This window comes from Streptomyces sp. NPDC086777, assembly GCF_040702065.1.
Classification (GTDB): Bacteria; Actinomycetota; Actinomycetes; order Streptomycetales; family Streptomycetaceae; genus Streptomyces.
Window position 1 is genome coordinate 1 of sequence record NZ_JBFBJI010000048.1, and the last position, 11,765, is coordinate 11,765.

Below are 11,765 nucleotides of genomic sequence, written 5' to 3' on the forward strand. Positions count from 1 at the left end.
GCCAACCTCCGCCACCCCGTCCGCTTCGCCGACGCCATCACCACCCTCCTCACCACCGGCCACCACACCTACATCGAAACCAGCGCCCACCCCGTGCTGAACATGGCGGTGCGCGAGACGGTCGAGGGACGGCGGGGGGCGGCGACCGTCGTCGTGGGCACGCTGCGGCGTGGCGAGGGCGGTCCGGAGCGGTTCGCCGGGTCGCTCGCCGAGCTGTACGTGCGCGGCGGGGGCGTCGACTGGAGCGGACTGCTCGGCCGCTCCGCCGGGCTCGCTCCCGAGGAGGCCTCGGCGCTTCCCACGTACGCCTTCCAGCACCGCCCCTACTGGCTCCGGCAGTTCCAGCCCACGGGCCCGGTGCCCGACGTCCTGTCCGCATCGCACCAGGAGAGCGACATGTCCGCCGACGCATCCGACCAGGAGACCTTCCTCCGGCGTTTCGCCGCCCTGCCGGCCGAGGAGCGCCCCGGCGCCCTGCTCGCTCTGGTACGGGCCGAGACCGCCGCCGTGCTCGGGCACGCCGACGCCGACGCGATCGACGACGAGCAGGGCTTCTTCGACATCGGCTTCAACTCGCTGACGGCGGTCGAACTGCGCAACCGCCTGGCCGCCGAGACCGGCACGGAGCTGCCCGTGATGCTCCTGTTCGACCAGCCCACGCCGGGGATGCTCGCCGAGTACCTGCTCGACCAGGTGGCCGCACCGGACACCGAGTTCGCCTGAGCCCCGCCGCCCGGCACCCCCTTCCGCCCTGCGCCTTCCGCCCGGCGTCTTCCGCCCGGCACCTTCCGAGAGAACGGATCCGACGATGTTCGACCTCGACCACTACCTGGCCGCCCTCGGTCACACCGGCCCCCCGCCCGCGCCCACCCTGGAGACACTGCGGTCGCTGCACAAGCGCCACCTGATGACCGTGCCGTTCGACAACCACCTCAACGAGGCCCGGGGTACGGCCATCTGGGACGGCGTGGACATCGACGTCGACGCCGTCTACCGGGAGGTGGTCGTCGGCGGGCGCGGCGGGGTCTGCTACGAGCTCAACGGCCTCTTCCGCGCCCTGCTGACCCGCCTCGGCTACGAGGTGGTCGTGCTGTCCGCCGGGGTCCGGGGTCCGGACGGCTCGTACGGTCCGGACATGGAGCACCTGTTCAACGGCGTGCGGGTGGACGGCGAGTGGTACATCGCGGACGTCGGCTACTCCGGTCCGTCGCTGATCGAGCCGGTGCGGGTGTCCGCGGAGCCCCAGGAGCAGTACGGGACGAGCTTCCGGGTGCTGGAGGGCGACGACGGCTTCCGGTACCTGGAGCGCAGGCCGCGGGACGGCGAGTGGGGTGTCGTGCACCGGTTCCGGCTGCGGCCGCGCGCGTTCTCCGAGTGGCTCGACGCGGACCACCCGCAGCTCGACGAGTACGCCCGGATGCTCGCCGCGCACGTGACGTACATCCGCGGACGGGCCCTGGAGAACGGGCAGATGACGCTGACCGGCCGCCGTCTGCTGATCGTCGAGGACGGCCGCGAGCGGGTGCGGGTCCTGGTGAAGGCTGCCGACTACGAGGCGGCGCTCGACGACATCCTGCTGCGGACCCGGTCCGCGGCGGCCTGAAGGGAGAGTCGGACATGACGGCAACGGCGGCCGACTCCCGGTGGTGGCCCGACGACGTCGCGGACCTGCTGATCGTCGGCTACGGCCCGGTGGGCCAGGTGCTGGCCAACCTGATGGCACGGCGCGGGCGTCGGGTGATCGTCGTGGAGCGGCATCCGCGCCCGTACCCGATGCCGCGCGCGGTGGCCTTCGACGGCGAGGCCGCGCGGATCCTGGCCGCGGCCGGGGTCGCGGACCATCTCACGGCGGTCGGCGAACCCTCCGGCGACTACCTGTGGCGCAACGGCGCGGGCCAGGACCTGCTCTACATCGACGCGGCCGAGGTCAACGGGCGCAACGGCTGGCCGGAGTCCACCTCCATGTACCAGCCGGGCCTGGAGGACGCGCTGATCGCGTACGGCCGGGGGCTGCCGAACCTGACGGTGCTGCGCGGGTACGAGGCCGTGGAACTGTCGCGGCACGAGGACGGCGTCGAGTTGCGGGTCGCGCGCGGGGACGGCACCCGGCGGCTGCTGCGCGGCCGGTGGGCGGTCGGCTGCGACGGCGCGAACAGCCTGGTGCGCCGGGCGATCGGCACGGAGTTCGAGGACCTGGGCTTCCATCACGAGTGGCTGATCTGCGACCTGGCGTTGCACGACCGCCGTACGTTCGTGCCCAACAACCTGCAGATCTGCGATCCGGCGCGGCCGCGCACCCAGGTCTCGGCGGGCCCCGGCCACCGGCGCTGGGAGTTCATGCTGCTGCCCGGCGAGCGCAGGGAGGAGATGGACACCGCGGAGACGGCGTGGCGGCTGCTCGCCGGCTGCGGCATCACCCCGGACGACGGGATCATGGAACGGCACGCGGTCTACACCTTCCAGGCCGCGACCGCCCGCCGCTGGCGCGAGGGCCGGCTGCTGATCGCCGGTGACGCCGCCCATCTGATGCCGCCGTTCGCGGGGCAGGGCATGAGCTCGGGTTTCCGGGACGTCGCCAACCTCGCCTGGAAACTGGACCTGGTGCTCGGCGGGCGGGCCGGTGAGGAGCTGCTGGACTCCTACGCCGAGGAACGGCGGGCCCACGTGCAGCACGCCATCGGGATGTCGGTGAACCTCGGCAAGGTGATCTGCCAGACCGATCCCCGGGCCGCCGCGGACCGGGACGCGATGATGACCGCGGTCCGTGAGCGGCAGGTGGCGCGGCCGCAGCAGTCGCCGTTCCAGCCGCTGACCCGGGGGCTGGTGTGGCGGGACGGCAGCGGCCGCAGGCGGCCCGGCGCCGGCGACCAGGTGCCCCAGCCGCGCGTCGCCGCGGGCACCGCCGAGGGCCTGCTCGACGAGGTGGTGGGCCGCGGCTTCGTCCTCGTCTCCCTCGACGACCCGCACCGGCTGCTGGGCGCCGCGCGGTCGGCGTGGCTGGCGTCCTTCGGGGTCCGCCTGGTGCGGCTGCTGCCGGCCGGCACGGATCCGGCGACGGCCCCGGCGGACGCGGTCGTGGACGTCGAGGGCGGCTTCGGTGCGTACCTCGCGGGAGTGGGGGCCCGCTGTGTGCTGGTCCGGCCCGACACGTACGCGTTCGGGGCGGCGGACGGCGCCGAGACGGCGGGCGCGCTCGTCGACGCGCTGCGGGACGGTCTCCGGCCCGCGCTGAGCCCCGTGTGAGCAGACGCCCGGGCAGCAGTGTGAGCAGCCGTGTGCGGCACTGTACGGGGGATCCCGCACACCCCCTGCCACCTGCGCAATTACCGCGCGGTTGCCGGGCGGTGGCCCGGTGCGTGGCGTACTTGAGCCACGCGCGGGCGCGAGCGGCAGGTGCCCACCGCGCGCCGTGGGAGACCGAGCCACGACCCCGATGTGACGACGAAAGAAGTGAGTGATGACCCCCCCGACAGCACTGGGCCGTTCACGCGGCCTCGCGCTCAGCATCCTCTGCGCGATGCAGTTGATGATCATCCTTGACGGGACGATCGTCACCGTCGCCCTTCCGACCATCCAGAGCGGGCTCGGCTTCTCCCAGAGCGGCCTGTCCTGGGTGGTGAACTCCTACCTGATCGCCTTCGCCGGACTGCTGCTGCTGTCCGGCCGGCTCGGCGACCTGATCGGCACCAAGAAGGTGTTCCTCAGCGGCCTGACCGTCTTCACCCTGGCCTCCCTGCTGTGCGGTCTGGCGAACACCTCGGAGCTGCTCATCGCGGGCCGCTTCCTGCAGGGCGTGGGCGCCGCGCTGGCCTCCGCCGTGGTGCTCGGGATGATCGTCGGCCTGTACCCGGAGCCGGGTGACCAGGCCAAGGCGATGGGCATCTACAGCTTCGTCTCCGCGGGCGGCGCCTCGGTCGGCCTGATCGCGGGTGGTGTCATCACCGACGCGCTCGGCTGGCACTGGGTGTTCCTGATCAACCTGCCGATCGGGGTGGTCGCCCTGGTCCTCGGCCTGCGCGAGCTCGCCGCGCAGCCGGGTCTCGGCCTGGGCGCGGGCGCGGACGCGATCGGCGCGGTCCTGGTGACGGTCGGTCTGTCGCTGGGCGTCTTCACCATCTCGCAGATCTCCGAGGACCGGTTCAGCGGCGGCGAGCTGGCCCTGTACGGGGCGGTGGCGGTGGCGCTGCTCGGCGCGTTCGTCTGGCGGCAGGCCACGGCCCGGCGTCCGCTGCTCGAACTGCGGATCTTCCGCAGCCGGGAGATCGTCGGCGCCAACCTCGCGGTGGTCCTGGTGTTCGCGGCCGGGTTCGGCTTCCAGTTCCTCAACGCGCTGTACCTGCAGCGGGTGCTGGGATTCGACTCGATGCAGACCGGCCTGGCGTTCCTGCCCGCGCCGGTGGTGATCGGCACCATGTCGCTGTTCTTCACGGCGAAGCTCACCGGGCGCTTCGGCACCCGGCGGGTGCTGCTGACCGGTCTGCTGTTCCTCGGCGGCGGCCTGCTGCTGCTGAGCAGGGCGCCGGTCGACGGCAACTACTGGGTGGACGTGGCGCCCACCCTCGTCATCCAGGGCTTCGGCATGGGTCTGACGGTGCCGTCGGTCATCATGCGCGCGATGTCGGGCGCGGCCCCCGAGGACGCGGGTCTGGCCTCCGGCCTGAACAACACGGCGCAGCAGGCGGGCGCCGCGGTGGGTCTCGCGGTCCTCGCGACCCTCGCGACCGCGCGCAGCAACACCCTGCTCCACCAGGGCCGGGCGCAGGTGGAGGCGCTGCGTGACGGCTACAGCCTGGCGTTCGTGTTCGCCGCCGGCTTCGTGTTCCTGGCCTGGTGCGTGACCTTCTTCGTGCTCAGGGACGCCAAGGAGGCCCCCGCCGGGGCACCGGCCGCGGCCGACGCCGCGACGGCGAACGCCCCCATCTGACGTCACGTCAACTGGTCGGAGCGTGACCGGATCACCGGTCACGCTCCGACGCGTGTTCCACGCGGCCACCGGCTGCGAGGATCGGCCGAACTCTACGTATGCGAAAGAGGTTTCACCGTGGCGGACAGGATCCGAGTGGGAGTCGTCGGCGCACACGCCGAACGCGGCTGGGCCCGGGGCATCCACCTGCCGGCGCTGTCGGCGCTGGACGACTTCGAGATCGTCGCCGTCGCCGGCACCAGCAGCGGTTCCGCGCAGGCCGCGGCCGCGGTCTGGGGTGCCGGGCGGGCCTACGACGACGCCCACGCCCTGCTGGCCGACCCGGACGTCGAGCTGGTCACCGTCGCCGTGCAGCTACCGCGGCGCGACGGCCTGGTGGAGGCCGCGATCGAGGCGGGCAAGCACGTCTACTGCGAGTGGCCGCTGGCCCGGGACGCGGCGACGGCCGAGCGCTTCGAGGCGAAGGCACGGGCCGCCGGGGTGCGGCACGCGGTGGGGCTGCAGAGCAGGCACCACCCGGCCGTGCGGCTGCTGCGGGACCTGCTGGAGCAGGACCTGATCGGTGAGGTGCTGTCGGCGTCGCTGCTGTACTCGCTGAGCACCCCGGAGGTGTGGTCCACCCGGTACGCGGCGCTGTTCGACCGGACGCAGGGCGTCAACCACGTGGCGGTGGTGGGCGGGCACTCGCTGGACATGTTCCAGTACGCCGTCGGGGAGTTCGCGGAGGTCTCCGCGACGCTCAGCACCCGGATCGACCGGGTGACGATGGAGGAGACGGGAGAGCGCATCGAGGTCACGTCGCCGGACCAGATCGTGGCCGGCGGCCTGCTCCGCTCGGGGGCGGCGGCGTCGGCGCACTTCATGACGGGCGGCCCGCGCGGGGACGGCTTCCGCATCGAGGTGCACGGCCGGGCCGGCCGGCTGGTCCTGGTCTCCTCGGACGACTCGCTGGTCGGCCCGCGGTTCACGCTGACCCACGCCACGGCGAACGGCACGCCGGCGGTGGAGGTGCCGGTGCCGGACGCCTACCGGCCGCTGCTGCCCGGGCCGCCCTCGCCGGTGAGCAACGTGGCCCAGGTCTACCGCGACCTCGCCGGGGCGATCCGCACGGGCGGCACGTCCGGCCCCGACTTCGGTACCGCGGTCCGCACCCACCGTCTGCTGGACGCGATCAAGTCGACGGCGGAGCACGGCAACCGGGAGACCCTCGCCCCCTGACCCGCCGGGCACGGCAGGGGCCGCCTCCCCGTGGGAGGCGGCCCCTGCCGTGCGTTCCCGGCTCCGGGTCCGAGCCGGTCAGGCGGCCGGCGCGGCCGCCTTGCGGCGGGCCTGGCGGGCGCGGTGCCGGGCGCCGGCCCCGCGTTCGACCAGCCACCACTCGGCGATCAGCAGGGGGAGGATCCAGCCCGGCCACGAGGCGAGGCCGGCCCGTTCCTGCCCCCAGGCGATGAGCTCGGGCACGCTCTGGGTGACGGGCGGCGGCAGGATCGTGTGGTCGTAGACCACCCCGAGGACGCGGCTGACGACGATCGACATGGTGAGCGCGAAGCTGCGCACCATCCAGCGGCGGTGGTCGGCGATGCGGCCCTGCCGGGCCATGCGCAGCCCCGCCACGGCCGTGGCCATCCACAGCACCGACGTGGTCATCGTGCTGAGCTGCATGGACAGTCCCGAGGGGCTGGCATAGGCCACCGCCAGCCCCGCCAGACCGCCCGGCAGCACGCCCGCCGCCACGTACAGCCGGCCGCTGACCCGGTGCACCTTGGGGTAGTGCTGCCGCAGGGCCGGCCACACCTGCAGGCAGCAGGTCACGATGGCGACCGTGCCGCACAGCACATGCACCACCAGCACGGGGTAGTGCCAGGAGTACTGCGGGTTCGGCGGGATCTTGGACTCCGCCGGGTCGAAGGTGAGGTAGCGGGGGATGTCCATGGCCAGGAACACCGCCACCACCAGGGCCAGCGGGCCCACCCAGGGCCGCCGCCACCAGCGCGGCCGTGCCTCCCGGTCGCCGGCCGTGCGGCGCGGGTCCGGCGGGCCGTCCGGGGACCGCTCCGTCTGCGTCGTCGTGATCGTCACGCCGTTCTCCTGTCCGCCCCGGGGTCCGCGCCGGACCCGGGTCAGTCGGTGGCAGCCAGGTTCTGGCCGGTTGCCTGGTCGGTGATGTGGATGGCCCGGTAGGGGCAGTAGTCCGCGGCGTCGAGGACGTCCTCGTCGGGCTCGACGACGGACACGACGGGCTCCGCCTTGCCGGCGACGAGCCGGAAGTGGTCCGGCAGCGTGCCGTTGCACAGCCCGGAACCCATGCAGGCGCGGCGGTCGACTTCGATGTGCCAGGTCACCGCGGTCACCACCGCACGGGCAGCGCGGCGACCCCGCGTACCACGTGGTCGCGCTTCCACGGCACCTCGTCGGCGGGCGCGGCCAGCTCCAGGGAGGGCAGCCGGCGCAGCAGCGTGCCGAGGGCGACCTGGAGCTCCAGCCGGGCCAGCGGGGCGCCCAGGCAGTGGTGGATGCCGTGGCCGAAGGCGATGTGCGGGTTGTGCTCACGGGCCAGGTCGAGTTCCTCGGGGCGGTCGAAGACCCGGGGGTCGCGGTTGGCGACGGCGGGGAAGACCATGACGGCCTCACCGGCCCGGACCAGCTGCCCGCCCAGCTCGATGTCCGCCACCGCGATCCGGGTGTTCTCGGAGTAGGGGCTGAGCGGGGTGACCCGCAGCAGCTCCTCGATGGCCGTGGGCAGCAACTCCGGCTCGGCGACCAGGCGTTCCCACTCCTCGTGTCGGCTGAGCAGGATGTACAGGTGGTTGGCGAGCTGGTTGGCGGTGGTGTGGTGGCCGGTGGCGAGGAGCGCGATCGACATGGTGATCAGCTCTTCCTCGCTGAGCCGGTCCTCCTCGTCGCGGGCGGCGACCAGCGCGGACAGCAGGTCGTCGCCGGGTTCGGCGCGCCGCTTCGCGATGAGCGAGGACATGTACTCGGGCAGCTTCTCGAAGCGTGCCTCGTTCATCTCCTCCAGCGTGTGCTCGTTGCCGATGGTCAGCCAGGTGTCGATCCAGCCGCGGAACTTGTAGTGGTCCTCCAGCGGCACGGCGAGCATCTCGCAGATCACGGTGATCGGGAGCATCCACGCGTACTGGGCCGCCAGGTCGCCGGTGCGGTCCTCGGAGGCGAGCATCCGGTCGAGGAGTTCGTCGGCGATCTGCTGGGCACGGGGGCGGATCTGCTCCACGCGGCGCACGGTGAACGCCTTGGCGACCAGCTTGCGCAGCCGGGAGTGCTCCGGGTCGTCCATCGAGACGATGTTCAGTTCCTCGTACGCCTTGCGGACGCGCGGCACGTCCTTGCCGACCGTGGCGTTGCGGCTGAAGCGGGGGTCGGCGAGGACCGTCTTGATGTCGGCGTGCCGGGTGGCGAGCCAGGCTTCGCCGCCGTACTGCATGTCGACGCGGGTGAGGGCCTGCTCGGCGCGCACCTCCGCGTACTTCGGGTGCAGGTCGGTGGCCACGGGCTCGGCGAAGGGGTAGGCCATCACCTGGTGCATGGGGCACCCGGGCGGCGGCACGGCCGCGTCGCCGGGCTGCGGGCCGGCCTGGTCGGGCTGCGGGCTGGCGTGGTCGGTGACCGTCATCGGGAGGTCGCCCTTTCTCTGGCGCGGTGGGTGATGGGTCGTCAGTTGCCGATGGCGCGGGGGAAGTCGAACAGGCGGTGCGGGTCGTAGGCCGTCTTCAGGGCGCACAGGCGCGCGTAGTTGCGGCCGTAGTAGGCGTCCTGCCAGTCGTCGAGGTAGAGGTCGGGGAAGTTGATGTAGGACTGTCCGTCGGACAGCGGGTCGATGACGTCGAAGCCCTTGGTGGCCCAGGCCACCGCCGCCCCCGCCTCGTCGGTGCCCGGCGTCGCGGTGCCCAGGGCCACGCCGTAGCCGACGTGGAACAGCGCGTCGCGGTGCACGAAGGCGGTGGCGTCCGGGGCGAGGTCGGCGACGGCTCCGCCGAGGCCCATGAAGCTGAGGTAGCGGGTCTGCCCGGAGCGCGGGTCGGCCTCGAACGCGGCGAGCGCGGCGGCGGTGTCGGCGGACCCGAGCGGCTCGCGCACCACGCGGGCCCGCATCCGCTGCCACTCGGTGCGCGGGTGGGAGCCGCCGTCGGCGAGCCCGTACACGTACTGCATGCCCTCGTCGAAGGGCAGGTCCAGGACCCGGCTGCTGGCGGGCCGCGCGCCGGCCGCCGAGGCGAGGTCGGCGAGGTCGGCGTCGGCCTCCGCCCGGGTGCTGTAGTAGGCGCCCTGCTGGAGGACGATCGGCGGGTTGCCGGAGCCGGCGTCGGGCTGGATGACGATGACCTGGCCGCTGGAGTGGCGGGGGGTGCGGGTGTACCAGTCCTGCCAGGCGGTGAGGAACGGCTCGGCGTCCGCCCAGTCCCATATCTGCTCGTAGTACACCATGCGCGGCGCGGAGATCGGCCGCAGCTCGAAGTCGACGACGACACCGAAGTTGCCGCCGCCGCTGCCGCGCAGTGCCCAGAACAGGTCGGGGTTGCTGACCTCGCTCGCGGTCACCAGCCGGCCGTCGGCCAGCACCACCTGGGCGGAGACCAGCCGGTCGGATCCGATGCCGAAGCCGCGGCTCTGGTAGCCGACCCCGCCTCCGGAGACGTACCCCCCGACGGCGACGTCGTGGCAGGTGCCGGTCACCAGCTGCTGGCCGTGCGGCTTCAGCGCGTTCAGCGCCTCGATGCTCACGGTGCCGGGACCGACGTGCACGGTGGGCGAGCCCGCGCCGGTCACGTGGTTCATACGGCGGACGTCGAGGATCATGCCCTCGCCGGAGGACCAGCCCAGGAAGTTGTGGCCGCCGCTGCGCACCCGGGGCCTGACGCCGTTGTCGGCCGCGAAGCGGATCGCGGTCCGGACGTCCGTGGCGCTCTCCGCGTACACGACGGCCTGCGGGGTGAGGCTGTCGAACTCGCCGATGGCCAGCTGCCTGGCGGTGTCGTAGGACGCGTCGCCGGGCAGGACGACATCGCCGCCGACGGCCTCCCGGAGGCTCTTCCAGTCGGGGGTCCCCGTGCTGCGGACGACGGCCGACGCCGACGTGGTGGCCGCCGACATCGCCGCGGCCGAGACGGCCATGGCCCCGCCGGCGCGCAGCAGATTCCTTCGATCCATCATGATCCCTCCGTTGCCGTGAACACGCGAGAACGCTAGGGCCGGCGGGCCCCGCGTGAATTCCCCTACCTCCCCCCTGAATTCCCCTGCGGAAATCAGACGGGGGAATATACGGGTGCCGGTCCGCCGCCCTTTCCCCCTACGCTCCTGAGGTCTTCGGATCCGAGTCGGTCAACCATCCAGGGAGAAACGGGAGTCTGTCGTGACCGCAACCATTCCGGAAGTGGATTCCGGCGCATCAAGAGCGCGGCGGAAATCGCTGCCGTCCCTGACGGGTATGCGGTTCTTCGCCGCTCTCCTCGTCTTCTTCATCCACTCCCTGCAGCCGATCGGGCCGGTCGACCCCACGGGGCCGGTGAACCCGTTCGCCGACCAGGACATCGCCAAGGGCCTGCTGAAGTTCTTCGGCCCGGCCGGTTACCTGGGCGTCTCCTTTTTCTTCCTGCTGAGCGGATTCGTCATCACCTGGTCGGCGCGGCCCGGTGAAAAGCTCACCGCGTACTGGCGACGCCGGCTCGCGAAGGTATTTCCCAATCACCTGGTGATGTGGGCGGCGGCCATGCTGCTCTTCGCGTCCGCGTACACTCCGGTGAGCACCTGGCTGCCGAACCTGTTCCTGGTGAACTCCTGGATAGACAAATTCACCGTGCAGATGAGCGTGAACGCGCCGTCCTGGTCGCTGTGCTCGGAATTGCTGTTCTACCTGTCGTTCCCGCTGCTGCTGCTCCTGGTGCGGCGCATCAGGGTGGAGCACCTGTGGTGGTGGGCGGCCGGTACCGCGGCGGCCCCGGTCGGGGTCGGCCTGGTGACGAAGTTCCTGCTGCCCGACACCCCGCGGCTGCCGGTGATCCCGCTCTCCCCGACCCAGAACTGGTTCAACTACACCTTCCCGCCCATGCGGATGTTCGAGTTCGTCCTCGGGATGCTGCTGGCCCGGCTGGTCATCGCCGGCCGCTGGCCGCGCATCCCGGCCGGCTGGGTGGTCGCCCTGCTGGTGGCCGGCTACGCCGCCGCGATGTACGTGCCGGCGCCGTTCAACTTCGTCGCCACCACGATCGTCCCGTTCGGCGTCGCCATCGCCTCGGTGGCCCGCGCCGACGCCCACGGGGTGCGCACCCACCTGGACGGCCGGGTTCTGGTGTGGCTCGGCAACGTGTCCTTCGGCTTCTACCTGAGTCAGGGTGTGGTCATCTTCTGGGGCCGTCAGGAGGTCCTGGGCAACGGCACATTCAGCACCCCCGTCGCCGTCCTGGTGATGGCCGGCATGTTCGCGGCCACCCTGCTCGCCGGCTGGCTGCTGTACACCTGCGTGGAGACCCCGGCGATGCGGTACCTGAGCATCTCCCGGGCCGACCGGGCGGCGCGGGCGGCACGGAACTCCCGCACCGTCGCCGGGACCGAGGCCGAGGCCGTCGCCGAGGCCGAGGCCGAGCCGGCGGCCCGGGACGGTGGGGCGGCACAGCCCGCGGCGGCCGTCGGGCCCGATTCCGTGCGCTCCGCCTGAAGACCCCCTCCGTATCCGGTCCATCCCCCGTCCCGGTACGGAGGGCCCGCCCAGCGGCGGGGGGGGGGGGGCGCCCCGCCCCCCCCCCCCGCCCCCCCCGCGCCCCCGCGCGCCGCCCCGCGCGCCCCACGCACCGACCGCCCCCACGCCCCAGACCCGCACGAAGGGGTG

General features: G+C 72.7%; 10 protein-coding genes. 6 read left to right on the forward strand and 4 right to left on the reverse strand.

Translation table 11 applies throughout. The annotated features are described in order from the left end of the window. From AB0472_RS40065 to AB0472_RS40085, 5 genes are all read left to right on the forward strand, one after another. Positions 1–723: phosphopantetheine-binding protein (locus AB0472_RS40065; protein WP_366364293.1), on the forward strand; the 723-nt coding region annotated here is incomplete at its 5' end. Positions 724–808: 85 nt separating this feature from the next. Continuing rightward, the gene (locus tag AB0472_RS40070; RefSeq protein ID WP_366364294.1) at positions 809–1,603 is read left to right on the forward strand and encodes an arylamine N-acetyltransferase; all 795 of its coding nucleotides are present in this window, start codon (positions 809–811) and stop codon (positions 1,601–1,603) included. A gap of 14 nt (positions 1,604–1,617) precedes the next feature. Then, on the forward strand, positions 1,618–3,243 hold the full coding sequence (locus AB0472_RS40075) for a bifunctional 3-(3-hydroxy-phenyl)propionate/3-hydroxycinnamic acid hydroxylase (RefSeq protein WP_366364295.1): 1,626 nt from the start codon (positions 1,618–1,620) through the stop codon (positions 3,241–3,243). Between the two features lie 214 nt (positions 3,244–3,457). Further along, a complete protein-coding gene (locus tag AB0472_RS40080) occupies positions 3,458–4,924 on the forward strand; it encodes an MFS transporter (protein WP_366364296.1) in 1,467 nt (488 codons plus the stop codon). A 117-nt stretch (positions 4,925–5,041) separates the two neighbouring features. Continuing rightward, positions 5,042–6,142, forward strand: a complete 1,101-nt coding sequence (locus AB0472_RS40085; RefSeq protein ID WP_366364297.1) for a Gfo/Idh/MocA family oxidoreductase — start codon at positions 5,042–5,044, stop codon at positions 6,140–6,142. 78 nt (positions 6,143–6,220) lie between these two features. Here AB0472_RS40085 and AB0472_RS40090 read toward each other — a convergent pair whose 3' ends face one another. Genes AB0472_RS40090 through AB0472_RS40105 form a run of 4 tightly spaced genes read right to left on the reverse strand, consistent with a single transcriptional unit; the run spans position 6,221 to position 10,093 of the window. Next, the gene (locus AB0472_RS40090; RefSeq protein ID WP_366364298.1) at positions 6,221–7,003 is read right to left on the reverse strand and encodes a DUF2306 domain-containing protein; all 783 of its coding nucleotides are present in this window, start codon (positions 7,001–7,003) and stop codon (positions 6,221–6,223) included. A 41-nt stretch (positions 7,004–7,044) separates the two neighbouring features. Continuing rightward, positions 7,045–7,266, reverse strand: coding sequence for a ferredoxin (locus AB0472_RS40095; RefSeq protein WP_366364299.1), 222 nt, complete (start codon positions 7,264–7,266; stop codon positions 7,045–7,047). A gap of 5 nt (positions 7,267–7,271) precedes the next feature. Next, positions 7,272–8,555, reverse strand: coding sequence for a cytochrome P450 (locus AB0472_RS40100; protein ID WP_366364300.1), 1,284 nt, complete (start codon positions 8,553–8,555; stop codon positions 7,272–7,274). A gap of 41 nt (positions 8,556–8,596) precedes the next feature. After that, on the reverse strand, positions 8,597–10,093 hold the full coding sequence (locus AB0472_RS40105) for an FAD-binding oxidoreductase (protein WP_366364301.1): 1,497 nt from the start codon (positions 10,091–10,093) through the stop codon (positions 8,597–8,599). A gap of 274 nt (positions 10,094–10,367) precedes the next feature. Between AB0472_RS40105 and AB0472_RS40110 the strand changes: the two genes are divergently transcribed. Continuing rightward, positions 10,368–11,594 (forward strand): acyltransferase, encoded by a 1,227-nt coding sequence (locus AB0472_RS40110; protein WP_366364302.1) that lies wholly within the window; start codon positions 10,368–10,370, stop codon positions 11,592–11,594. The last annotated feature ends 171 nt before the right edge of the window (positions 11,595–11,765 follow it).